Here is a 22,521-nt window from a genome sequence, read left to right as displayed (position 1 = left end):
TCTCAAACACCACGGCCTGCGCGAGCAGGCCGTGGCAGTCATGAAGTGGATGCGTGGCGTCAGGTCTTCTTGCTGTTCATGACCCTTTCCATGAGTTCCTCGGCCTCGCTCTTGGGGTCGTCATCCATACGCTCTTTCGCCTCCTTGTAGAGGCACACGAACGTGTTGCAAGAGACACAGAACACCTTGTCCTCGGGATCACGGGCCGCGGAGACACGCATTCGATGGTTGCCGCAATTGGGACAGCCGGTCGGCAGGCGGAATTCTTCTGAAAAATCGGACATCTGGCGTCTCCTCTGAGAATCGAAACCCAACAGCTCCCTGTTCCTACACAGTCTTTGGGGTAACGGCGGATTAATCAAGCACGACGCAGGACCACACTGAGATTGTTGGCCGGCATGTCGACGACACGCTCCAGACGCAGCCCCGCCTGCTCCGCCAGCGCCACGACGGCCTCCAGATCGCGTACCCCCCAGGCCGGGTCGCGCCGACGCAGTTCGACATCGAAGGCGGCATTGCTCGGCGCACCGTGGACGCCCGCACGCTTGAACGGCCCGTACAGCACCAGCACCCCGCCCGGTGCGAGACGTTCGCCGGCCTCGGTCAGCAGCGCTTCGGCCGCTTCCCAGGGAGCGATATGGATCATGTTCAGGCAGACGATGGCCTGAACAGGCTCGACCGGCCAGGGGCGTACGGTGACGTCCAGATCCAGCGGCGTCTCGAGGTTGGCAAGTGTCTCGTGCTGCCGCCAGGCCTCGATGGAGCGTCGGGCCTCCGGGCTGGGATCGCTGGGCTGCCAGCGGAGGTCGGGCAAGTGGCGGGCGAAGTGGATGATGTGCTCGCCCGTACCGCTGGCGATCTCGAGCACGCTGCCCTCGGCAGGCAGGGTCTCGCGCAGGACGGCGAGCACCGGCTCGCGGTTACGCTGCGCGGCCGGGCTCGATAGCCGTGCCTCCGGCGACGTACCGGACAGGGAATCCATGCTCTGCATGACGCATCCTCACTGGTTGATCGCTTACACTGTCGGGCCTGCTCGATTCTGTCTAAGGGATGGTCGCTTGTCACGTCAAACCGCCTCGTCGTCCGCGGCGCGCTTTTTCGCTGTGTTCCGCTACAGCCACCGTGCGCTGAGCCTGGTGTGGAGCACGTCACGCCCCCTGACGCTGGGTTTGGCGCTATGCACGCTGGTCGCCGGCATATTGCCCGCCGTGGCCGCCTGGCTCGGCCAGTTGATCATCGATGCCGTCGTCGCCGCCGCGGCTGCCCATCAGCAGGACGCCCAGGCCCCGCTGGGTCCGGTGCTGCGCTATGTGGCCCTCGAAGCTGGCGTCGTCGCCCTCATTGCCCTGGCCCAGCGTGCCCTCTCGGCGCAGCAATCGCTCCTGCGCGCTCTGCTCGGCCAGCGCGTCAACGTGATGATTCTGGAGAAGGCTCAGACCCTGTCGCTGGCGCAGTTCGAGGACTCGGAGTTCTACGACAAGCTGACCCGCGCACGCCGTGAGGCCTCGACCCGCCCGCTGTCCCTGGTCAACAAGACCTTCGGCCTGATCCAGAACGGCATTTCACTGTCCAGCTTCGCGGTGCTGCTGGTGCAGTTCTCGCCGTGGGCCCTGGCGCTGCTGATGGTCGGCGCCTTGCCGGTGTTCTTCTCCGAGGCCAAGTTTTCCGGCGATGCCTTCCGCCTGTTCCGGCGTCGCTCGCCGCATACACGCATGCAGACCTATCTGGAAGTCGTGCTGGCCCGCGAGGACAGCATCAAGGAGGTCAAGCTGTTCGGGCTGGGTCCCGAGCTGCTACGGCGTTACAGGGCGATATTCGACCGGCTCTACGCCGAGGACCGGCGCCTGACGATCCGCCGCGACAGCTGGGGATTTCTGCTCGGCCTGCTGGGTACGCTGGCGTTCTATGCCGCCTATGTCTGGGCGGTGATCGATACCGTCGCGGGCCGCCTGTCGCTGGGCCAGCTGACCATGTATCTGGCGGTGTTCAAGCAGGGCCAGGCGGCCGTCAGCGCCAGCCTCACGGCGATCAGCGGCATGTACGAGGACAACCTCTACCTTTCCAACCTCTACGAGTATCTCGAACAGCCCGTCGTGCCCGAGAGCGGCCATCTCCGCGAAGGCGCGCGCCCGGGAGAGGGTATCCGCTTCGAGAATGTCAGCTTTCGCTACCCCGGGGCGGCGCATCCCGTCATTCGTCATATCGATCTGCATCTGCGCCCCGGCCAGAGCCTGGCACTGGTCGGCGAGAACGGTTCAGGCAAGACCACGCTGATCAAGCTGCTGACCCGGCTCTATACACCCAGCGAAGGGCGCATCCTGCTGGACGGCAGCGACCTGCAGGAGTGGGACGTGGCCGCGCTGCGCCGACGGATCGGCGTGATCTTCCAGGACTTCGTGCGCTATCAGCTGCAGGTCGGCGAGAACGTCGGCGTAGGTGACGTCGAGGCCCTCGCCCACGAGTCCCGCTGGCGCGATGCGGCCCGCCAAGGCATGGCGGAAGGTTTCATCGAGACGCTCAGCGAAGGATACCGCACCCAACTGGGCCGCTGGTTCAAGAACGGTCAGGAGCTCTCGGGCGGCCAGTGGCAGAAGATCGCCCTGGCCCGTGCCTATATGCGTCGCGAGGCCGACATCCTGGTACTCGACGAGCCTACCGCGGCCATGGACGCGGCGGCCGAAGCCCAGGTCTTCGAACAGTTCCGTCAGCACGCCGAGGCACGCATGACCATTCTCATCTCGCACCGCTTTTCCACGGTGCGCATGGCCGACCAGATCATCGTCATGCAGCATGGCGCCATCATCGAACAGGGCACCCATGCCGCTCTGTTGGCGCTTGATGGTCGCTATGCCCAGCTGTTCCGGCTGCAGGCAAAAGGCTATCAGTGAACCTGGCCGAAGGTGTTACGCTTCTTGAAAAGAAAAAGAGGCGGTACCCGCCGCCGGCCCAAACAGGAACATCACGATGGGATACCGCTTCTGGCAACGCTGCTATGTCTGGATCGTCGGTGACGACCAGCAACCGGCGCACCGCATGCATCACGCGTTCCTGATGCTGGGTACCAGCACTCTGCTGCTTTCGGCACTTTTCAACTGGCTGCTGAATATCACGCCGTTCATATACAACCTGCTGCTGCTGGCCATGGCCGCGTGCGTGGGCGTGATGTGGTATCGCTCGCGCTGGCACGGGGAGTATCGACGCATGGTGATCCTGTTCATCCAGCTTCTGGCCTTCGTTATCCTTCCCATCAACTGGCTGTTCAATGCCGGCTCGCAGGGGCCGGCCATCATGTTCTATCTCACCTCGCTGGCCTATGCGCTGGTCCTGATGGCGGACATCGGGAAGCAGCGCCTGGCCGTGATAGCCGGGCTGGTCGCGATGCCGCCATTGTTGCTCGGCTTCGAGCAGCTCCAGCCACAGTGGATCTCGGGCTATGCCACGCCCCTGTCGCGCCTGCTGGACCAAACCTTCTGTTATCTGTTGTCGGCGACCCTTCTGGGGCTTCTTGTGGCAGGACATGCGCGGCGCACCCACCAGGAGCAAAGCCGCGCCGAACGCTATGCCCGTCAGTTGGAACAGCTCGCCAACCGCGACAGCCTGACCGGACTGCTCAATCACCGGGCCATTCATCAGTATGCCCATGACGTGATCGTCCGTAACGAACACTGCTGCCTGCTGATCTGCGATCTCGATCATTTCAAGGCGATCAACGACAGGCATGGCCATCCGCACGGCGATAAGGTGTTGACCACCTTCGCCATGCTCTTCGAGCAGATCGCGCATTCCTGCCGGGCCCAGGCGGGACGTTGCGGTGGAGAGGAGTTTCTCGGTGTGATCCAGGCCGAACCCGACATGGCGGTTCAACTCGACCGGCAGCTCCGCCAGCGGCTGAGTCAGCCCGGCATGATCGTATCCGAGCTGACATTCAGCGCCGGGCTGGCCATGGTCGCGTCGGGAGAAAGCCTTGCCGACGCACTCAGACGCGCCGACCAGGCGCTGTACCGCGCCAAGGCTCAGGGGCGCAATCAGCTATGCTTCGCAAAGGAAGCGCCCGACGGCACTAAGGGGTCTTCGTATCCGTCAGCCGAGCCGTCAGCCAGCGACTGATTTCCCGGACCTGCTCGATGCTCAGCGTATGCTGCATGGGATAGGTATGATAGTTGACCGAATATCCCATCTCCCGGGCTCGCTCGGCGCCCTGACGTCCCAGCGCCTCCGGTACGACAGGATCCTGAGTGCCATGATAGACCTCGATGGGCAGTTCCCGGTTGGCGTCATGCGGCTCGATGCTGTCCGCCGTGGGAAAATAGGTCGACATGGCTATCAGGCCGCCCAGCGGCTTGGGATAGGTCAGGGCCGCCTGGTAGGCCACCGCGCCGCCTTGGGAAAATCCCGCCACGATGATGCGCCGGCTGTCGATCCCCCGCGCGATTTCGGCATCGATCAGGCCGTGTACCCGATCCGCCGAGGCCTTGAGCTGAGCCTCGTCGACCCGCCGCCCCAGGTTCATTTCCAGAATGTCGTACCAGGCCGGCATGAGCATGCCGCCATTGACGGTCACGGGCAGGCGCGGCGCATGGGGAAGCACGAAACGGACCGCGAGCGAATCCGGTAGCTCCATGGCAGGGATCAGTGGCTCGAAATCGTGGCCATCGGCGCCCAGGCCGTGCAGTAGAATCACACTGGCGTCGGCGGGCTGGCGCGAGGCGGGTTCGATGACGAGCGGGTCGGATGAGGCCATGGCAGGCTCCTGATAATGAGGATATGTCACGAATCGGGTGATCAAGAATGTGGAAAATCGCGCCTCATGTCCATGCTCGGCCGGGCCCGCCGTCACGCCGCTGGCCGACAGCGCCCAGGCGAGCCCCGCCATCAGCGACCTGCTGCTTCGTACAGAAAGCCGGCCTCTCCCATAACCCGCCAACTCAGGTAGCGATGAGCGACGCACGGCAGCCTCCTAGAACGGCCACACCAGAGGGATCAATGTCAGGGCCACCACTCCGGTCAGCACGTTGAGCAATCCGCCGACCCGCAGATAGTCGCTGAAACGATAGCCTCCCGGGCCATACACCATCAAATTGGTCTGGTAGCCGATCGGTGTCAGGAAGCTGGCCGACGCCGCGAACATCACCGCGACGATGAATGGCATGACGTTGACTCCCAGATGCTCAGCACTGGTGACGACGATGGGAAAGGCGATGACGGCGGCGGCGTTATTCGTGACCAGCTCGGTGAGCAAGGCGACCAGGATGTAGGCGCCGATGAGGAGCAGATAGGGGCTTCCATCTGCCAGCGACAGCGTGGCGCCGGCAATGGCGGTTGCCGCGCCGGAGCTCTCCAGTGCCGCTCCCAGTCCGAAGGATGCACCGATGGTCAGCAGCACCTGCGTGTCCAGCCCCCTCTTGGCCGCGCCGACAGAGCAGCAGCCGGTCAGCAGCGCCAGGGCCGCACCGATCATCGTCGCATTGAGAATGCTCAACACACCGAAGGTCGCCAGCGCGATGGTGCCCGCCAGGATACTCCAGGCCAGCCAGGCTTTCTCATGGTTGGGCCTTGCCTGGCCATTGACCTGACTAACCAGAAGAAAGTCGCGCGATTGCCGGTGACGCTCGACGAAGGCCGGCCGGACCTCCATCAGCAGGACATCGGCAGGCTGCAGACGCACCTGCCCCAGGTTGCCGTTGACACGCTCGCCGTTGCGGCACACGGCGAGCACCGCGGCACCGTACTGGGTACGAAAATGCCCTTCGCGGATACGCTGGCCAATGAACTGGCACTGGTCCGACACCACCGCTTCCACCAGACGCCGCTCGGCGAAGTCCTTCTTGAGGCTGGACTCGCCCTGCATGGTGGGGATCAGCCCCCGAATCTGCTGCAACTCGATCGCGGCTTCGGTCGTCCCGGCAAAGATCAGTCGATCATTGGCCTTGAGCTTCTCTCCGGGTCCCACCACGCTCACGACGTTACCCGCCCGCTCGATCTCGACCAGAAACAGCCCTTCCAGATGACGCAGCCCCGCCTCCCCGACGGTCTTGTCGACCAGCGGGCCATTGCCGTCCACCTCCATCTCGATGGTGTACTCGCGGGGATTCTCGAACATCTCCGAAGCCGAGCGGCGTTCAGGCAACAGGTGCCGTCCTGCCAGGATCAGGTATGTCAGCCCCACCAGGGCAACGGGAATCCCCACCCAGGCAATATCGAAGAGCCCCAGTGCCAGATCGGGATAACGCTCGATCAACAGCCCATTGACGACGAGGTTGGTACTGGTGCCCAGCAGCGAGCAGGTGCCGCCGAGTATCGAGGCATAGCTCAGCGGCAGCAGAAAACGGTGCACCGGCAGACGCAAGCGTCGACTCCAGCTCAACACCGCAGGCAGGTAAGTGGCGACCACCGGCGTATTGTTGAGAAAGGCGCTCATGGCGGAAACAGGCAGCAGCAGACGCACCTGAGCCGTATTTTCGCTACGTGGACGACCCAACACGTGGCGGATGATGAGATCGATGCCCCCGGTTTCACGAATGCTGACCACCAGCACATACATGAAGGCGACCGTGAACAGGCCGCTGTTGGAAAAGCCCTGCAGCGCCTGCTCCGTATCGATCACGCCGCAGCTCAGCAGTACGATGACGCCGCCCAGCAGAATCACGTCTGGCCCCAGGCGGGAAAAGGCCATGAGCAGAAAGGCAACAGCCACGATGGCTAACGACAGCCAAGCATCAAAAGGCATGATCCAGCGATCCTTGAATAAAACGCAGGACGCATTGTGACCAAGCTTGCTTATTCCTTGAAGTTATTTATGGGAATGAAGCTATGCGATTTCATGTATAAGAATAGCGCCATTCCGCCCTGCTCGCCTGAAAGCCCTTACCGTCTACCGGCCCACTTTCTTACCCCTCCCCGCCCTGTCATTCGAGACTAATTGCCTATGTGAATGGTCACTTCTGGAAATGAAACCAATTGAAACCATGGCTCCCATGCTGTTAGCATTTTTTAACAATCTGTTAACACAAAAGCGTGAGTGGTTACCTACCACCCAAGTATGACGGCAGGACCTTCACTCTCCACTGACGGGCTTGACACGACATCCAGGCTCCTGGCCACAACGGCGATCAATTCAACAATGCCGTCCAGGCCGCCGATAGAGATCGTCAAGCACTACGAGACGCTGCTCGATACAGCGAAGAGGTAACATGGCCAAGGTTACAGCCGGGGAATTGCGCGAGGCTTACGGACTTCGCAACTGTTATGGAGAGGTGTCGTACACCATTCATGTCAACGAGGCGGCGGCGCAGATCAATGCCCGAGAAGCCCGCATCGCAGAGCTGGAACGGGAGTGCCAAGCGGCATTGCAACGCGCCCTTATCGCCACGCAGGAGGCCCAGCATGCCGATCAGCAGCTTGCTCAGCTTCGTTCAGCCTCGGTAAAGAACGTCTCCACACCCCGTCGCCGGCTGAGGACAGTGGCGACAGGATGACCGGCCTGGCGCCAACACCACAAATTAATTCACAACACGGCATTGACGCGTGCCGTACAAATGTGGATACTGGCGCCAGTTGGTTAGCAAGTAGAATATCGTCAGTTGTAATCGAATCATTCGGTAGCCTGGTGTATATCTCCCTTGTTTTACCCACTGCATCTCGGGTAACGCCCGGCAATTGAAAGCGCATATTTGCGTGTAAGGATATCGAAAATGGCAACTGGCACAGTTAAGTGGTTCAACGACACTAAAGGTTTCGGCTTCATCTCTCCTGATGATGGCGGTGACGACCTGTTCGCCCACTTCTCCGAAATTCAAGCTGAAGGCTTCAAGTCTCTGCAGGACGGCCAGAAGGTTTCCTTCGACGTCACTCAGGGCAAGAAAGGCCTGCAGGCTGCAAACATCAAGATCGCTAACTAAGCTAAGGCATAGTTAGGATCGCTCGAGCCGCAAGGTGTCGAGCTCGAAAGACCCGCCTAGGCGGGTCTTTTCGTTTTCACCCACCTTAATGACCTCTCCAGTCCTCCTTTTCGCCTCGCAATAAATGATCCTTGTGCGCCGGCTATTTCGAAATGTACCCGCCAGGCTTGCGATCCCCATCCGCGAAGGCATCGCTGCTCTCCTGGCATGAAGGATCAGAGCCAGCGCAGTGGACAGCCACGTGGCTCCCAAAATGACCAGACCGCATCCATCCCGTTCAAGCGGCCTCGCTGCAGTGGCCTCCCCTTCATTTTTCCAAGATACACCCTTATCGTTACCTATCCGCTGGCAGCGACAAAGCGCCATACACTGCCAGACAGAACCCGCGGACAGAGCACTTTCCTATGAAAAACCATATTTTTATTATCTTTAGCAATCATTCGTCATTAACGGCGCTCGGTGTCCCGAAAACCTCCTAACCGACACATGACGCAGCAGACTCAGCGGTCAACGATCGACGAGTACGGCATCCAACTCTACCGGCACTTCATCGCCTATCCGCTCGTAACCCAGCAGTAGCAGAATGGATCTTGCCGTCTGATTCTGCATCAGTTCCTGGCCATCCAGAGCGATATGTTCTGCATTGCGAACCCGGATCCTGTCCGCCGACTCTCGCGTGAGATTTACCTTCAGCAATTCCTGCTCGTTCATTCCCTCCGTCTGCCCCCCCATCATCAACGACTCCGTACGTGTCTCGCCTACCGCCAGGTCGTTGAGATGTTCCGGGGGCAAATGAGTCACTATCGTGACCAGGGGCATGTCCGCCAGTCCGGTCATCCATGGCGGTAAGCTACCCAACATATCGACTATATCGGTTTGACGCAGCGTGATCGGCAGACGCAAAGTGCCATCCGGGCCTATCTGCCCCTGCATCTGTCGCACCTGATGCTCATGCGGGATGGGCCCGCTAGGGGTTATCTCCACCACTGTCGCCGTGACACGCGACTGATCGGGAGATAACTGCCATACCGCCATCGCGGGGGTGGACAGCATGGCCGTGAACGCCATCACCGCCCCTGAACGATAAAAATGCTGGAGTCTCGTCTTCATGGTCACCTTCCGTGGGGTTCACTCTCGCCCCTAGCCTCCCGGGGCAGCTTCCGTTATCATACGGCTCCCATCATATAGGGCCTATAGCTCAGTTGGTTAGAGCAGGGGACTCATAATCCCTTGGTCGCAGGTTCAAGTCCTGCTGGGCCCACCAAACAAAACAAGAACTTAGAAGAGAATTTCTAGGTTCTTTCCTCAAAGGAAAAGCCTTACAGGTTCCATTTAGGAGCCAAGGCGCATCAAGTCACGTCCTGTGCTAGAAGAAGGTGATAGCAACGCACCATGACACAGGACGACGCCACATGCTTTCACAAGAGCTCCTGATAGCTGCTCTCACTATCCCAACAGGCCCCAGTGCCTATGACATTGCCCTGAGCTACTGCGAAAGCAGAGGAAGTCATCACAATACCTAAGCAGGGCGACGCATAGCGCTATCTGATGGCCGCTTTAGGCTTTTGATGCCTACCCTACTGCATCGCCGTTGAATCGCCCATACGGCCTGCTAGGCACCATATAGGAGCCCTTAGGCGTTATAACCCCTTTATCCATGCATGGACACTGAGGGATTGGCTTTCGATTAAATATATGCTATGTTCGCGGGACACTTCACAATATTCTACGCCCATAGCCTATCCTCTAGCTTGGGCGTTTTTTTATGTCTAGGTAAGCCTACCTGTTCTGTTTGAAGTAGAATGAGCCTTGGACACTAGGCGAATGTAGCTTTTGTGGGAGCATGAAGATGAAAGAGACGAGTAAAACAAAGTCTCGTTCTGAAATCATGGCGGCTGTAAAATCTAAGAATACTTCTCCTGAGATGAAGTTGCGCCGCTTTCTACATAACCAAGGGTTTAGATACAGGCTTCACAAGGAAGGGCTTCCTGGAAAGCCAGATTTAGTATTCTCAAGATATAAGCTGGCGCTTTTTGTTCATGGCTGTTTCTGGCATCGTCACTCTGGGTGTCGTTATGCTTCCCAGCCTGCCACTAACCTAGAATATTGGAATAAAAAGTTTTCTCGAAACATTGAAAGGGACGCACGACAGCAGAAAGAGTTGCTGGCACAAGGATGGCGTGTTCTGGTTATATGGGAGTGCGGGACAAAGCACGCTTGGAATGAAGCGCAAGAGATAGAAGAAATTATAAAAAGCAACGAATCCTACTCACAGTGGCCAATTGAGCCGCCCAGAAAAATAGAAAAGGATTTTGGCTAATCCAGTCTATTAAGCCCCTCATTGTCAAGGGGCGTGCTGATGGTTATGATCTGCGGATTGCGGTTGGTTCAGACTCTTTCACAGTAGTCCCGTGGCGCTTGATCTTTGTCTTTCTCAGGGTGTCAGCTCCTGAGTATTCAACTTCAAAGTTGACATAATTAACTTCATTATCGTGCCCGTTAAAGCATTTGTGAAAAGCGTCAAGGATTTCGACGTTCTCAAGCTTTTGGGGCTCTGGGCGCGGGTTGTTTCTGGGGCTTGGTATAGTAGCTGGAAAGAGATATATACAAGGCGGAGTTACTTTGTAAGGGCCAACGGAAGTTATGCGCGTAGCATCACTGGTTACTTTGGGGCAAGGGCGGCCAGTAGTGCCACAAACCATGTCCCATACCAACACACCATCGACTTGCTGTGATCTGGAAATTATTTCAGCGCTTAGTCGAGTATGAATACCAGACCAGGCATTGTGCCTAGGGTCTGCGCCTAAGTTTGTGCATACGCTCCAAATGATAAACTCGTTGGCATGTGGAGGCCTCTCGAATATATTGGTATTATTGCCATCTAGGCATCCTTTTAACTCGATTATAGCAGTCCTTCCGCTATTTAAAGTGACATTATAGTCATGCCTATTCGCTTCACCAGCAGAGCTCCAGTCTTTTATGTAGCCTTCGTCCTGCATGTAAGCCATTATTATATTTACGAATTCACGCTTTGGCCGCATTGTGGCGCTAAATTGGCCGCGTATCCTTTCAACTGCCCCTCGAAAAACGCCGCTGTTGTAGAAGTCTTCTTCGGATAAACCGTGATCTCCTAGGGTATGAGCCTCTACCTTTAAAGTCTCTGCGAAGTCCTCAATTTTTTTCTTTAGCTCTTTGTTCTTCTCGCAAGGGGTGGTGCTCATGCAGCCTCGCTATTTTCTGTGTTTAACTCTAGTATTTTCTCGATAATGTTTTGGGCAATATGCCTTACAACAGGGACAGCCACTCCGTCACCAGTTAAATGGTAGGCTTCGTTATATCTTTCGGGGAGAGCGTAATCATCACTAAGCCCCATTAGGCGTGCTGTTTCCCGTGTCGATATTAGGCGTGATCTAACGCTTTCGCCCTCAACGAACAACAATAACTGACGGCTGGAACCGCCTGAAGGAGTCCTAAGGCAGCCCGCAACATCATCAAACCTAACCTCTGCTCTTTGTATCTTATTTCCTTCTGCGTCACGCCTAGTTCTTTTATATACTGTGCCAACCATTTTTCTTTTTGCGAGCTTTGCAGCTTCGACTTTCCTAAGGTTGACCTCGCTCATCATTGCTAACAGATTGCGGGTCACTTCATCAGAATGCCAGTCTATGCTTGCAGGGTTTTCTTCTACAATATCTGCAAAAACAGTAGTCCGTTGTGGTGGGAGAGGGAAGTTCCACCAAACCCAATTCTTTTGAAGTGGCTCGCTAAGGCAGGTATATGCCTTTCTAAGCGCTTTTGTATGCCATGTATCGTGAGGAGACTCTGAAATGACAGAAGAGGGGATTTTTGCACCTTTTTTAACGCCGACGACAAAGAGGCGAGGGCGTGACTGAGGCACAAAAAGTGAAGCATCAATGACCATGGCACCATAGCGGTATCCTGCTTCATTGAAAGCCTCGCAGATAGCGGTGAAATCCTTCCCTTTATGGGAGGTTATTGTTCCGCAAACGTTTTCAAGAGCGACTACTGTTGGTGCTCTGCCTTCATCTTGAAGGCTAGTCATAAGCTTCCAGAAAGGCCAAAAGGTTCCCGAACGATCGCCCTTCAAGCCAGCACCGCCGCCAGCTAAAGAAAGGTCTTGACATGGAAAGGAGGCCCATGCTAGGTCTGCGTAGCCAGGCAAGCCTTTGGTTGTAAGCTTTTTGATATCTTCGACGACCATGGCGTCACCTTCCCAGTTGCTCTGGTAGGTTTTGCCCTTCTTATGATCGAAGTCATTGGCAAAAAGGCATTGCCAGTCTTTTCCTAAGCCAGCCCTAGCCATGCCAGCGCCAGCAAAAAATTCATAAAATTTAAACATATATCGCTCGCTGTGCGGTGAGGGTAGCCCTGCTGCTCCGCTTCAGACATGAGGCATTGACTAACTGCCGCCTATGATGCCTATCTTCTCATCACTAGACTACCTATGTATAGATGAACAGTGTCAAGGTTCGCCACCAATACGCATAAATTTACTCATTGGTCAATGATTTTATGGCTTGCTAAGGAGAAATTTTATGCGCTGAGGTGTGTTTCTTTGGGTATACCTCAAGGAGCACAAAGGATAAGCGCCCCTAGGGTGTGTTCATAATACACTATACAATCCAAACGAACACAGGTAATATGAATACACTCAAACGAACACATAGGGTGTTGCATGTCAGCTAGCTATGTCAGGGGTTACCTTAGGGCTTCGACAGATGACCAGGATGCTAATCGAGCTAGGGAGTCGTTAGCTCAGTTTGCGGCTGATAAAGGAACGGAGGTGGTCGCTTGGTATGCTGAAAGTGTTAGCGGCACTAAGGCAGAGCGCTCGGAGCTAATGCGCTTGCTTTCGGATGCTAAACCTGGCGATGTGCTTTTAGTCGAAGGCGTGGACAGGTTGACTCGCTTAACACACTGCGATTGGGATGCCTTGAAAAGGGCTATAACTGATGCTGGTGTTCGTATCGTGTCTCTTGACTTACCAACAAGCCATGCAGCTATAAAGCCTAGCGATAACGATCAATTTACAGCAAGGATGCTTGATGCTGTGAATGGCATGCTATTAGATATGCTTGCTGCTATTGCTAGAAAAGATTATGAAGATCGTCGCAGGCGTCAATCGCAAGGCATTGAAAAGGCTAGAGAAAGAGGTGTCTATAAGGGGCGGCCAATTAACGAAGCACTGCATAAGAAGATATATGAGCTTCGAGAGAAAGGGTTTAGCATACGCAAAACGGCTGAGCTATCAGGCTGTGGGGTTTCAACAGTCCAGCGTGCTATAAAGGAAAAAAATAAAAACACTGTTGTGTGTGTGTCTGACTCATAGAAGCCGGAAAAAATTATTAGCTGTAAGTTATGCAGGAGTATAGTTTTTAGCTATGTAAAAATTAAGATAATATTATAAAATCGACTATGTAAATTCGCCGATATGCGTATCTCTTCTTGCTGTGCTGGTGTCGAGATATTTGAGAGGGTGCCTTGAAATTCTCATCTTTTTAAGATTAGCGAAGCCTTAGCAGAGTTAATAAGGTTTTAAATTCTCATTGTGCGTTATAAGAGAGTCTATTGCATTGCCAAACCCTCTGTGTGTCAGGTATCATGCGGTTTTCAGCAAATATGCTTGTAGTAATTTTTTACAACATGAGGGTTGTGGTGTATATGGCTAGACGGAATTCTACCATGAAGGGCAAGCAAAGCGTATATTACAGAACCTGCACAGATGAGTTTCTTATAAAGCTTAGCGAATTACCAAAAAGCGTAGGGGAGGTGATTTGTGAACTTCTAAACCATATAGATATTCATGATAACTGTGTTCAGAAAAGCTTTCCTGAAATTGTTAAAGAGAAAGCGTGGGACCGTGCAAACAAACATAAAGCCTTGTGTCGTCTCAGAGATGAGGGGGTTATTAAAGAAGTTGTTGATGCGCATGGGGATTGTCGCTGGATGGTTGACCCGCGCCTTGTATGGAGCACCAAGCGAGATGAGCTAAAGTTTAGCATTGTGATGTTTCTGTTAGGCTCTCATGAAGAAGCAAGCAAACACCGTGAGGCAGAGAAAAGTGTGGGAGGCGAAATCGACCCTCTAACAGGGCAGATGGTCGGCGAGTTCCAAGATAGAGTGGAGTTTCTAGATTGGTTATACGAGTAAAGGCTCAGAACACGCTTTCCAAAGCATTAGCAATATGATCTGGTTTTAGGTGTCCGTAGTGCCTCACAACCATCGTTACGTCTGTATGCCCTAGGAGATTTGCTACAGTCAGCAAGTCAATGCCAGCCATGACAAGCTGCGATGCGAAATTATGACGGAGGCTATAAAGCACAAGGCTGTCAGACAGTCCGCCAAGTTCTTTAACCTTCTTCCATGGCTTCATCATAGCTGTGTTATTCAAACGTTTTCCCGTGACAAATGAAGGAAAAACGAGGCCGGTGTTCGGCTCTCCTCGTTGTTTATGCCACGTTTCTAGAACAGTTTTTAGCTTCTTATGTATGGGAAAAGTCTTGGGTGCGGATGTATAATGTTCTGTCTTCTCGATTACCTTTCTGATTATGCTAAGTTCGAAGTTGATGTGTTCCCATTGCAGGCCGTATATGTCACCTGGGCGGAACCCAGAATAATACATAGTCAGAATCCAAGGCATGACATGGTCAACATAAGCGACAGTATCCAGGTCAACTAAGTGACTTTTGCCATGTGCTCTTGAGCTTCTGCGCTGTTCGCGCTTCTGTTCCTGATACGCTTCTAGCCCTTTAAACAGCGCTTCCACCTCTGCCTCTGTCAGATAGCACCTTCCTTGTGCGTTCCCCTCAGTATTCTCTAACGCTCTTTTATGAAGTTTTACGCCCCTAAGAGGGTGCTCAGAGATAGCCTTTCTATCAGCAGCATGGCTTAACAGGCCACACAAAGCAGCGTAGGACAGTTGGAGCGTTGTAAAGGCTCTTGGCTTCGCCTTACGCTCTTCTGCCTTCTGCCAGTCCTCAATATCAGCACGACACAATGAGGCCATGGGCCGATCAAGCAAGCCTTCGAAGTCCCTCTCAATCCGTCTCAGTGTCTTCTTACCGTCCTTGCGCCTGTCTTGGTATTCCTTGTATGGCCCTGTGAGGTAATCCCGAAGGGTAGAAGCCTGCATACCTTTACGGCTTGTCTGCGTCTCTCTGGGGTCTTCTCCTTGGGTGTTTTGTGCTAATGCGGCCTTGGCCTTCTCACGCGCCTCAGATGCCGATATGACACCATTCCTGCCAAGGGTAATAACACGCCTTGTGCCAGTGGAGTTGTAATAGGACAGGCGGAATGACAGGCCACGCTTGCCAGCCCTCACATGGAACCCTGATAACTCGGTATCCCATACCTCATCGGAGACCGGTAGGGTCTTGGAAAGCCGCTCAATAGCGCGGTTTGTGAGCTTTTCAGTATGTTTCGGCATACACCCTCGAAAATTAGGTTCTGAGGTTCTAATCAGGTTCCAGAGAGCTTACTTTCGAGGTTCCAGCTTGGCAATGTGGCATTTTGCATTTATTGTCTAAGTTATTGATTTTCAAGAAATAATAGTGAGTCGCACGAGTTGGGCCTATAGCTCAGTTGGTTAGAGCAGGGGACTCATAATCCCTTGGTCGCAGGTTCGAGTCCTGCTGGGCCCACCATGTTTTCAATGGGTTAGCGAAATATCCCCCAGTGTACCGATGGCTGGGGGAGTGTTGGGGGAGCGTTTGACCCCTGCGGCCCACCTAGGGGCTGGCTAGCCCACCACGTAGTAGCGACTGCCGGTACGCCGGATTGCCCCTATATGGGCTAAATCCTGCACTGCTTCCTGTATAGCCGTCCGGTTATGAACTGAGCCCACTCTAAATGGTTTGGTACCGTTCAGGTTATACTGTACCTGCCGAAGTGTGGCGTCCTTACGGCGTGACAGCCATTGATAGACAGTGTCTCGGGCTTCAGTCGAGGAGTGGATGCTGGGTCGGTTCCCCGTAATTAGCATGAGCCTAGAAGTTGCCAGCGCGTCGCAGTACTGGGTACCCGTTGTAGTCGGCAGCACAGCTCCTCTCGAAGATGGAAAATGTACCCCTGCGGTCGCTCTCCCGCCTGCTTCCACTAGCTCGCGAAAATCCAAGGACGTATCGGCCAGCATTACAGCCGCATCCTCGTGCCTGACTCCGCCTCGAATGAAGCTAGCGACAAGCTCCAACCTCATGGCTATATGCTCACGCTGCTGGAGCTGATCATTCAATCGGCGCACGGCCTCGTAGCCTGCAAGATAAGCCATTGACATCACCTCCCAGCTTCAATAACTACGGACTGGATTGCGGGTAATATGCAAATAGGCTCCTCGCTGCCGCCCCATTCGATTAGCTGCTTATTGCAAAGCTCTTCCAGCTTGCGCCGCATAGTTTTTCTAGCCGAATCCTCCTTCATAGTAGGGTGTTGCTGATACCAGCGGTTACGATAAGCATTGAGTGGTATTTCTACAGGGTTTGTATCGACCAGATTACCTGCTTGTCCTTCGAGCTTAGAGTTCCGGAGGTAGCGCAGGATTTCGACTGCATCAGCTGCATAGCCCTTCAGGGGCGGTGGCGGAGCCGGCCGACCACTAGCGTCGGAGGCTACAGTGCAGGTTGTTAGACGCTCGCCACCCGCATCCTCGCCTAGATCCACCGGCTCTAGCCGGAAAGGCAGAATTATATTTTCTGGCCCATCCTTTTGCTTTTCTACACGTGCATCATGCAAGCCTTTAGCATTCTTCTTGCAAGCTATAACCGTATCCGCCGCCCCTTGCAGCGCAGAGGAGCCGCGCATGCCGCTCTCCTGAGTCTTGCCGGAGTGATGGACGACCATTATGTGCAGAGCCGGATGCTTGGCTATCAGCGCGCCGAGGGCATCGAAAAACCGCTTCATATCCTTGGCGGAGTTTTCATCGTCCCCGCTACCAAAGAAACGGCTAAGGGTGTCCACGATTAGCAGAGAAGGGGACCGGCCATGCCGATCCTTTACTCGTGCCAGCACCTTCTCAAGCTCCTCGGTTTCATCCGGTGCACTCATGGCGTGGGGCAGAAAATAGAAATCGGACGCAGCCTGCCCTTTTACCTGAGCAATGCCGCGGCCCCTTTGACGCAAACCTCCCACCCCTTCTCCGCAAGCGTAGATGACCGGCCCTTGCTGGGTATCTCGATCCATCCAAGGCTGACCAGTGGCTATGGCAAAGCCGAGGTCTAGCGCGAGGAAGGACTTACCAGCTCCAGGTGCGCCATACAGGACGGAAAGGCAGCCCTCGCCAAGAAGCCCCCGAACCAGCTTCAAAATTGGTGTTTGCTTCTGAATAAACTCACCGAAGGGCTCCAGCAGGTCGAAAAGCGGACCCTCAAGATTGGATTTATACGAGGAGGTGGAGCGCTGCCCTCGGGCCTCATTGCTGTTCGGATTAACCCAGCCAGCATCCTGCGCCTTGGTAAAAACCGCTTTCCAGCCCGTATGGCTTGGCTCCAAGGTTTCCCATGTGCGGGCAGCGTCATTAGATTCGAATTTGTCTGAATACTGCGACCAAGTTAGCCAAAGCCCACGCCCGCCCTTCAAGGTTTTAAGCGCCATGCCTACTGCGATCCAAGTATCCCGGTTGTCCGCGTCTAGATAATTAAGCGCGGAGCGAAGATCGGTGATGGTCTCAGGAGAGACGACTTCTCCTTCGGCATCTGTCGCTTGGTTGCTAGATACAGCTTTAGAGGACCGTAGCGGTGCTAGCTTTTCTCGCACAAAAGACGCAAGGCAAACAAGCTCTTGGTCAGCAGCCCAGTTCCCCGTAAAAGTAAAGAAACGCTTCCTGCTATAGGCCTCGATCCCTGAACCATTGCTGGCTAGCGGATCGAACTCCTCGCCGTAACCTATGGCATGTACGCCAGTGCCAGATGGGCTGTACTCTATGTAGCCTTTTGTTTCCTCTGCGATAGCTTGCAGCCCGTTATGCTCGGGAATGTGGTCGTAATCGATACCCTGCCAAAAACCGTCATTGCCATCCGGACCCAGCGCAAACCCAAGGCCGCCATAAATCCCTTTGCTTAGTGCTTCCTTGGCCTCGCCATAGCTCACTAGCCGGGCTTGATCATCGGGATTGTCGAGTTCTCCTTGGCGTGGAGACCCGTCTGCATAGTAAGGGATTTTCGGTGACTTCTTGCCTGGCTTGGGCGGTCCGTATTTCCACAGCAACCAGCGGCGGGCCTGTTTCATACAGGCGAGCGTAGACTGTTGCCCCTCTACCGAGGGGCTGAACGGTGCATTCATGGTCATCCCTCCAGTCGATTATTGTGCTTCTGACGAGGAGGTGGGGGCTTCCTTTTCGGCCAGCCACTGCTCAACCACATGGCGGGGCCAGCGGGTAGTGTTTGGGCCGTATTTAATGCCTGCTGGAACGTGCCCCTCGCTAAGCCAGCGGTAAAATGTCGATTTGGCTATGCCGAGAATCGCCGCGAACTGTTCAGCGTTCAGAAGGGTATGGGAATTAGTCTGAAGGGAAGTTTGCTTGGTCATGGTGCTCTCCTTTGGTAGAGAAGAGCGCCGAGGTTTCAGGACGCGAATGCGTCTTTCGATGAACTTGCGCTTGCGAATTGCACCTCCAAATATAAGCGAATACCCCAAGAGACCGCAAATAGTATTTTGCGCCTGTTTGTTAAAAACGCTTTATGATCCGTATCTTAGAGGCGGGGAGGGGGTAGAGTTGCAAGGCAGCCATAGCCAAAACAGCCGGCTCACCTGCGGGTCGGGATAAACAAAAGTATCCCATATCCCGGCAAGAATATCCCGGCGAGGCCCCCCTGGGTATATGGGCGGGATGGCCACCCCCTTTAGGGGGCCACCATATCCCGGGCCTCTAGCGCTTTTTTCCTGACTAAAATGGCTGCCCCCGGGATAAACCGTCTTGGGGTGGTGGTTGGTTTACAGTGAGGCAAGGAGTAATACGATAGCCTGCCCAGCAGGCTAGTAATTACCCTGTCCCTCGCCATCGAGTAATCACCATTATCGGCAAGGCACAAGAAGCCCCGGACGGTTTTACCGGCCGAGGCTATTACCAACTTGAGGGATGACCAGTCGCCGCTGTTGGTAAATCCCATTATCGCCCAGCTTTAGCCGACCTGCTCGGTGTCAGCCGCTAAATCACTCACGCCTCCCCGCCATTATGGCGGCTAAATAGACACTATAGCCATACCGCCCTATACGGCGGTTTCCGCTGCGATAAGGGGCTGCCCCTCCCATTGCCCGCCCCCACCCCTTAAACCGCCCCAGACCGCCGTATAAAGCGGTTTCCTCTATATTCAAAAGTGGTGACCGACGGCTATGGTTGCCCATCTCGGCTTGGAGACAGGCAACCCTTAAAGGCTAAATTAAGTTAGCTAGCAGTGTAGAAACTGGCTCAGCTCTCCCCCGCTTAACATCTTTCTTGTAATTTGCTTTAAGCTTGCCACTCATTGTTCGACACCATTTTGGGCTTTTAAGGTCGCGCTTGTAGTCAAAATCCTCCCCATTCTCTCGAAGCTCATCGATTTCAGCGTTGATGTCTGCAACCGTGGTGCTGGCAATCGAGGAAAAAACATCCAAGAATTTTTGTAGGTTCCCATTCTTGACAACTTGGTCAATTTTGTTAAATGTTTGTTTCCCGATGTCGTCGCTCTTGATTATTTCTGAGACTGCATAACCTAAGAAGTACTTGGTTAATGTATAATAGCCAAAGAGTTTGTCGTCAAATGTATCAAGTGAGTCAGTGATTTCTTCTAGCGCTGAATGAAGAGCAACTATTTTAGCGCCAGTAACGTCGGACCTTCCGAAGATTTTTGAATAAGAGTCGTCCATTACTTTATATTTCTGGTGGCAGCTCCATGGCTCGCCTAGGTCTAAAGCGAGCAAGGCAAGTCCGGCTTTTTCATTGGATATTATAGTATGGCCTTTAGTAACTGCTTCGCCTTGCTTGACTTGTAATTCATAGTTCCCGCTTTTTATTTGTGAGACCTCTTTTTTAAGCCGCTGCTGGATGCCGTGATTGGAACGCATGTCGCGGGGCTTTATGGCATTTTGGTTGTTGCTGTTTTGTGTAATCTTGTCGGTTAGCTCTTCATCTCCTCCAAGCGCAATTATCTTAACCAAAATCTTTAGGTCGGCAGAAATTCTGGACTTTGAATTGACTAGTGAAGTTAAGCTTTGGGCGCCATTGACGACCATGTAGTCTGAAATTCTTAGTTTGTCTTCATTAGGGGCAGCCATGTGGTCGCAAAGTATTGTTATGCCGTTATGATAGAGTGGGAAGTTTTTATGCTCTTTCTTGTCTCTAATGCTAGAAACCAGACTCTTGTTGACTTTAGTGTTGCCAAGCGCATATCTCACATTCCTGCTGAATAAGGTGCTGTCGGAAATGCCCTTTAGATGGGTTAGCTGTAGTGCATTGGCTAAAAATATTTTTGCATCAATGCCGTCAGCGGTCCGGTAGTCAATTACCTCTGTGTCCGACGTGTCTAACTCGAAGGTGTCTGATACCCCTGCGTTTGCATCGAGGTCAACAAAATCTGCAACAATTTTATTTGCATCGTATACTGTAATGTCATCTACATTCCTAAGGTAGTCTGATCCGTCTTTATTCAGCGAGACATTTGTGCAGAAGACACCTTCTACTGCATATCCGGTATCTATCTTCTCTTTTAGGTCTATCCGGCGGATTGCAGATTTTAACCTTTCGTTAGCTTTCCCCTCTAGGATTAAATCTACCGTTTGGGGTGTTTTAAATTGAGCCAGGGTGCCCGTGAATTCTTTAAGGTCCGTGTCGCCAAGTGTAGCTTTATCAGAGTTGTGGAATTTTGATTGAAAAATAAATACAGTTTCAAGGGTGTCGTTGACAAGTAGAGCATCGACTCCTTTGTCTTGCTTTTGGTCGACACAGGCATCATCGGCATCTTGAGCATCTAGGCGGAAAATATTCTCCAGAATCCACCTTAGAAACTGCATCGTCTCAGTAGGAGACCTTTTCTCATAGGGCTTTAGATATTTATCAGTAATATTTTTAAACTTTAAATCTTCAATATCCATAAGAAACTCGCTGATAGCTATTCGCAAAAGCCCTATTGCTAGGGCTCGGTTAGACCATGCAAAGAATCAGCTTATCGAAGCTTCCCCCTATTTTGAATTGCTAATTAAAATTTTTGGTATTAGGTGCGTTCTTTAGCGGGCTTATCCTATTATTTACTAAGTGTCTGAAATAAAAGGAATAGTTCATGAAAATGTATAAGCGAGGCGTTGGCCATCGGGGGGCTCAGGCTAAGCCCAACCAGACCGAAATCCGCACATGGTGGCGGACGCTGAAGGCCAAGGCGGATGCAGGCGACGTGGAAGCCATCGAGGCGCTGCTGCGGCTGAGCGCGAAAGAAAGGCAGGACCGGGCAGCGGTGCATCCAAAGGGATTATAAGTCCCTCGGGATTACCTAAACCTACCAGACAATTAAATCCGATAGAGGTTAATTATTATGAGTAAGCATGAACTTATCACTGCCTCAGCACCTCCCGGGGTGTCCCAAGGCACATGGGATCACTTGAAGCGCAAGATGCAGGCGAACCGTGAACCGACCCAAGCCGAGTTCGATGCCCTAGCCGCTAAGATTGCACGCTACGAAGCGCAACAGCAAACGCGACAGCCTACCTCCGAGGAAGTCAGCTTGGCCGTTAAGAAGGCCATCGCCCCGCTGCTGGTACAGATGGAACACTTAGAAGCCAAGAAGGCCATGAAAGAGCGCGATCAAGCAGGGCTAGAGGTACATAGCCAGCAGCCGCCCGCTGACGATGATTTCACGCTACCAAAGGAGCTTTGCGAATGACTGCCATTAAGGACATGACCCCAGCGCAGATCGAGGCCCGGCTGGCCGAAATCAAGGCGCGGGAAGCCGAACTGGCCCCTAACTCCCGGGACGCAACCCAAGCCATCTACGAGGCGTTGATGAATGGCGAGGACGTGTCAGCGGTGGAGAACGAGACGGATACCGAAGCCAAGCAGCGGACCGCCAACGCGAAGGAGAAGCGTCGTCTGAACATCGAGAGGAAAGCCTTGCTCGATGCCGTACCGCAGGCCGTAGCCCGTGAAGGGGAAGCTAGCATTGCTGCCCTACGCACCCAGCATGAAGACCTAGGCGCTCAGGCCGAACAGGTCCGCGACGAGCTGCTGGCTACCGTGGCCACGCTGAAGGATACCGCTACCCGCTGGAATCAGTTACGTGAGCAAGGCGGTAAACTTGGACGCCAGGCCCGGCAGATTGCCAATGATACCGGTGCAACGCCGGGGCATAGCTTCGGCGTGTTTACCTCCGCCACGGTAGGCAAGGCGCTCAACGATCTCCACGGTTTGGCTAACCACACTCGCGGAGAAGCGGGCGTCGGGCATCCATCCACGCCCCTCGACTAACCTCCCCCCCTATACGGCGGTTTAAGGGGCGGCAGGCCCGCCCCCTTCCTCACCTACGGCCCCGGCCCCGAACGCATTGGAAACCGCCCCATAGACCCGGTCTGGGCGGTGCCGGCTTAACCCACTCCCTCTCAACCAACTTGGCCAATTACTCCCTTCGTAAGCATTCCAATATTTAGC

Annotated in this window: 21 protein-coding genes and 2 tRNA genes; 12 read left to right on the top strand and 11 right to left on the bottom strand. The window is 54.2% G+C overall.

From position 1 onward, the window contains the following. Positions 1 to 59 precede the first annotated feature (59 nt). Positions 60 to 284 carry a hypothetical protein gene (locus tag ACYQ12_RS05450; RefSeq protein WP_459868839.1) on the bottom strand — a complete coding sequence of 75 codons (225 nt, stop codon included), beginning with the start codon at positions 282 to 284 and terminating at the stop codon, positions 60 to 62. A 74-nt stretch (positions 285 to 358) separates the two neighbouring features. Then, a complete protein-coding gene (locus ACYQ12_RS05445) occupies positions 359 to 991 on the bottom strand; it encodes a DUF938 domain-containing protein (protein ID WP_459868836.1) in 633 nt (210 codons plus the stop codon). Positions 992 to 1,058: 67 nt separating this feature from the next. Between ACYQ12_RS05445 and ACYQ12_RS05440 the strand changes: the two genes are divergently transcribed. Beyond that, a complete protein-coding gene (locus ACYQ12_RS05440; RefSeq protein ID WP_459868833.1) occupies positions 1,059 to 2,888 on the top strand; it encodes an ABC transporter ATP-binding protein in 1,830 nt (609 codons plus the stop codon). Positions 2,889 to 2,964: 76 nt separating this feature from the next. Beyond that, positions 2,965 to 4,107: a GGDEF domain-containing protein gene (locus tag ACYQ12_RS05435; protein WP_459868830.1), complete on the top strand. Its 1,143-nt coding sequence runs from the start codon at positions 2,965 to 2,967 to the stop codon at positions 4,105 to 4,107. Here ACYQ12_RS05435 and ACYQ12_RS05430 read toward each other — a convergent pair. Together ACYQ12_RS05430 and ACYQ12_RS05425 are read right to left on the bottom strand one after the other, a co-directional pair. Further along, positions 4,061 to 4,741, bottom strand: a complete 681-nt coding sequence (locus ACYQ12_RS05430; protein WP_459868827.1) for an alpha/beta hydrolase — start codon at positions 4,739 to 4,741, stop codon at positions 4,061 to 4,063. The genes ACYQ12_RS05435 and ACYQ12_RS05430 overlap by 47 nt on opposite strands. A 216-nt stretch (positions 4,742 to 4,957) precedes the next feature. Next, a complete protein-coding gene (locus ACYQ12_RS05425) occupies positions 4,958 to 6,727 on the bottom strand; it encodes an SLC13 family permease (protein ID WP_459868824.1) in 1,770 nt (589 codons plus the stop codon). A gap of 463 nt (positions 6,728 to 7,190) precedes the next feature. Between ACYQ12_RS05425 and ACYQ12_RS05420 the strand changes: the two genes are divergently transcribed. Beyond that, positions 7,191 to 7,475, top strand: a complete 285-nt coding sequence (locus tag ACYQ12_RS05420) for a hypothetical protein (protein WP_459868821.1) — start codon at positions 7,191 to 7,193, stop codon at positions 7,473 to 7,475. Positions 7,476 to 7,691: 216 nt separating this feature from the next. Beyond that, positions 7,692 to 7,898, top strand: coding sequence for a cold-shock protein (locus ACYQ12_RS05415; protein WP_459868818.1), 207 nt, complete (start codon positions 7,692 to 7,694; stop codon positions 7,896 to 7,898). Between the two features lie 507 nt (positions 7,899 to 8,405). On the opposite strand, the gene ACYQ12_RS05410 is transcribed toward ACYQ12_RS05415, so the two are convergent. After that, entirely contained in the window at positions 8,406 to 9,008 is a 603-nt protein-coding gene (locus ACYQ12_RS05410) for a hypothetical protein (RefSeq protein ID WP_459868815.1), read from the bottom strand. Between the two features lie 77 nt (positions 9,009 to 9,085). On the opposite strand from ACYQ12_RS05410, the gene ACYQ12_RS05405 reads away from it, so the two are divergent. Then, a tRNA-Ile gene (locus ACYQ12_RS05405) sits at positions 9,086 to 9,162 on the top strand. Positions 9,163 to 9,747: 585 nt separating this feature from the next. Next, entirely contained in the window at positions 9,748 to 10,218 is a 471-nt protein-coding gene (locus ACYQ12_RS05400) for a very short patch repair endonuclease (protein ID WP_459868812.1), read from the top strand. 43 nt (positions 10,219 to 10,261) lie between these two features. On the opposite strand, the gene ACYQ12_RS05395 is transcribed toward ACYQ12_RS05400, so the two are convergent. Next, positions 10,262 to 11,119: a hypothetical protein gene (locus ACYQ12_RS05395; protein ID WP_459868809.1), complete on the bottom strand. Its 858-nt coding sequence runs from the start codon at positions 11,117 to 11,119 to the stop codon at positions 10,262 to 10,264. Beyond that, complete coding sequence (locus tag ACYQ12_RS05390; RefSeq protein WP_459868806.1) at positions 11,116 to 12,258, bottom strand: DNA cytosine methyltransferase; 1,143 nt, start codon at positions 12,256 to 12,258, stop codon at positions 11,116 to 11,118. Before ACYQ12_RS05390 ends, ACYQ12_RS05395 begins: the two co-directional genes overlap by 4 nt. Before the next feature lie 336 nt (positions 12,259 to 12,594). Between ACYQ12_RS05390 and ACYQ12_RS05385 the strand changes: the two genes are divergently transcribed. Continuing rightward, positions 12,595 to 13,248, top strand: coding sequence for a recombinase family protein (locus ACYQ12_RS05385; RefSeq protein WP_459868803.1), 654 nt, complete (start codon positions 12,595 to 12,597; stop codon positions 13,246 to 13,248). A gap of 353 nt (positions 13,249 to 13,601) precedes the next feature. After that, entirely contained in the window at positions 13,602 to 14,069 is a 468-nt protein-coding gene (locus ACYQ12_RS05380) for a hypothetical protein (RefSeq protein ID WP_459868800.1), read from the top strand. A gap of 4 nt (positions 14,070 to 14,073) precedes the next feature. Here ACYQ12_RS05380 and ACYQ12_RS05375 read toward each other — a convergent pair whose 3' ends face one another. Continuing rightward, entirely contained in the window at positions 14,074 to 15,345 is a 1,272-nt protein-coding gene (locus ACYQ12_RS05375; protein ID WP_459868797.1) for a site-specific integrase, read from the bottom strand. A 140-nt stretch (positions 15,346 to 15,485) separates the two neighbouring features. Between ACYQ12_RS05375 and ACYQ12_RS05370 the strand changes: the two genes are divergently transcribed. Continuing rightward, positions 15,486 to 15,562 (top strand) — tRNA-Ile (locus ACYQ12_RS05370). A gap of 628 nt (positions 15,563 to 16,190) precedes the next feature. Here ACYQ12_RS05370 and ACYQ12_RS05365 read toward each other — a convergent pair. The 3 genes from ACYQ12_RS05365 to ACYQ12_RS05355 all read right to left on the bottom strand — a co-directional run bounded on the left by ACYQ12_RS05365 (position 16,191) and on the right by ACYQ12_RS05355 (position 20,978). Further along, positions 16,191 to 18,191: an AAA family ATPase gene (locus ACYQ12_RS05365; RefSeq protein WP_459868794.1), complete on the bottom strand. Its 2,001-nt coding sequence runs from the start codon at positions 18,189 to 18,191 to the stop codon at positions 16,191 to 16,193. An 18-nt stretch (positions 18,192 to 18,209) separates the two neighbouring features. After that, positions 18,210 to 18,437: a helix-turn-helix transcriptional regulator gene (locus tag ACYQ12_RS05360; RefSeq protein ID WP_459868791.1), complete on the bottom strand. Its 228-nt coding sequence runs from the start codon at positions 18,435 to 18,437 to the stop codon at positions 18,210 to 18,212. Between the two features lie 846 nt (positions 18,438 to 19,283). Then, positions 19,284 to 20,978, bottom strand: a complete 1,695-nt coding sequence (locus tag ACYQ12_RS05355; protein WP_459868788.1) for an AIPR family protein — start codon at positions 20,976 to 20,978, stop codon at positions 19,284 to 19,286. Between the two features lie 185 nt (positions 20,979 to 21,163). On the opposite strand from ACYQ12_RS05355, the gene ACYQ12_RS05350 reads away from it, so the two are divergent. From ACYQ12_RS05350 to ACYQ12_RS05340, 3 genes are read left to right on the top strand one after another with little or no spacing between them, the layout of a single operon-like run. Continuing rightward, positions 21,164 to 21,355 carry a hypothetical protein gene (locus tag ACYQ12_RS05350; protein ID WP_459868785.1) on the top strand — a complete coding sequence of 64 codons (192 nt, stop codon included), beginning with the start codon at positions 21,164 to 21,166 and terminating at the stop codon, positions 21,353 to 21,355. Between the two features lie 57 nt (positions 21,356 to 21,412). Beyond that, complete coding sequence (locus ACYQ12_RS05345; protein ID WP_459868782.1) at positions 21,413 to 21,760, top strand: hypothetical protein; 348 nt, start codon at positions 21,413 to 21,415, stop codon at positions 21,758 to 21,760. Then, a complete protein-coding gene (locus ACYQ12_RS05340) occupies positions 21,757 to 22,341 on the top strand; it encodes a hypothetical protein (protein WP_459868779.1) in 585 nt (194 codons plus the stop codon). The genes ACYQ12_RS05345 and ACYQ12_RS05340 overlap by 4 nt, the downstream gene beginning before the upstream one ends. The last annotated feature ends 180 nt before the right edge of the window (positions 22,342 to 22,521 follow it).

Source organism: Halomonas shantousis (assembly GCF_054654615.1).
The sequence above is the reverse complement of the archived record's forward strand: the minus strand, read 5'-3'. Positions and strand labels throughout refer to the sequence as shown.

Bases quoted from the DNA above. Each gene is read 5' to 3' on its own strand.
- ACYQ12_RS05435 (WP_459868830.1), top strand. From the start codon at position 2,965: ATGGGATACCGCTTCTGGCAACGCTGCTATGTCTGGATCGTCGGTGAC.
- ACYQ12_RS05360 (WP_459868791.1), bottom strand. From the start codon at position 18,437: ATGACCAAGCAAACTTCCCTTCAGACTAATTCCCATACCCTTCTGAAC.
- ACYQ12_RS05385 (WP_459868803.1), top strand. From the start codon at position 12,595: ATGTCAGCTAGCTATGTCAGGGGTTACCTTAGGGCTTCGACAGATGAC.
- ACYQ12_RS05425 (WP_459868824.1), bottom strand. From the start codon at position 6,727: ATGCCTTTTGATGCTTGGCTGTCGTTAGCCATCGTGGCTGTTGCCTTT.
- ACYQ12_RS05375 (WP_459868797.1), bottom strand. From the start codon at position 15,345: ATGCCGAAACATACTGAAAAGCTCACAAACCGCGCTATTGAGCGGCTT.
- ACYQ12_RS05365 (WP_459868794.1), bottom strand. From the start codon at position 18,191: ATGAATGCACCGTTCAGCCCCTCGGTAGAGGGGCAACAGTCTACGCTC.
- ACYQ12_RS05450 (WP_459868839.1), bottom strand. From the start codon at position 284: ATGTCCGATTTTTCAGAAGAATTCCGCCTGCCGACCGGCTGTCCCAAT.
- ACYQ12_RS05400 (WP_459868812.1), top strand. From the start codon at position 9,748: ATGAAAGAGACGAGTAAAACAAAGTCTCGTTCTGAAATCATGGCGGCT.
- ACYQ12_RS05420 (WP_459868821.1), top strand. From the start codon at position 7,191: ATGGCCAAGGTTACAGCCGGGGAATTGCGCGAGGCTTACGGACTTCGC.
- ACYQ12_RS05430 (WP_459868827.1), bottom strand. From the start codon at position 4,741: ATGGCCTCATCCGACCCGCTCGTCATCGAACCCGCCTCGCGCCAGCCC.
- ACYQ12_RS05390 (WP_459868806.1), bottom strand. From the start codon at position 12,258: ATGTTTAAATTTTATGAATTTTTTGCTGGCGCTGGCATGGCTAGGGCT.
- ACYQ12_RS05410 (WP_459868815.1), bottom strand. From the start codon at position 9,008: ATGAAGACGAGACTCCAGCATTTTTATCGTTCAGGGGCGGTGATGGCG.
- ACYQ12_RS05395 (WP_459868809.1), bottom strand. From the start codon at position 11,119: ATGAGCACCACCCCTTGCGAGAAGAACAAAGAGCTAAAGAAAAAAATT.
- ACYQ12_RS05355 (WP_459868788.1), bottom strand. From the start codon at position 20,978: ATGGATATTGAAGATTTAAAGTTTAAAAATATTACTGATAAATATCTA.
- ACYQ12_RS05415 (WP_459868818.1), top strand. From the start codon at position 7,692: ATGGCAACTGGCACAGTTAAGTGGTTCAACGACACTAAAGGTTTCGGC.
- ACYQ12_RS05445 (WP_459868836.1), bottom strand. From the start codon at position 991: ATGCAGAGCATGGATTCCCTGTCCGGTACGTCGCCGGAGGCACGGCTA.
- ACYQ12_RS05380 (WP_459868800.1), top strand. From the start codon at position 13,602: ATGAAGGGCAAGCAAAGCGTATATTACAGAACCTGCACAGATGAGTTT.
- ACYQ12_RS05350 (WP_459868785.1), top strand. From the start codon at position 21,164: ATGAAAATGTATAAGCGAGGCGTTGGCCATCGGGGGGCTCAGGCTAAG.
- ACYQ12_RS05345 (WP_459868782.1), top strand. From the start codon at position 21,413: ATGAGTAAGCATGAACTTATCACTGCCTCAGCACCTCCCGGGGTGTCC.
- ACYQ12_RS05340 (WP_459868779.1), top strand. From the start codon at position 21,757: ATGACTGCCATTAAGGACATGACCCCAGCGCAGATCGAGGCCCGGCTG.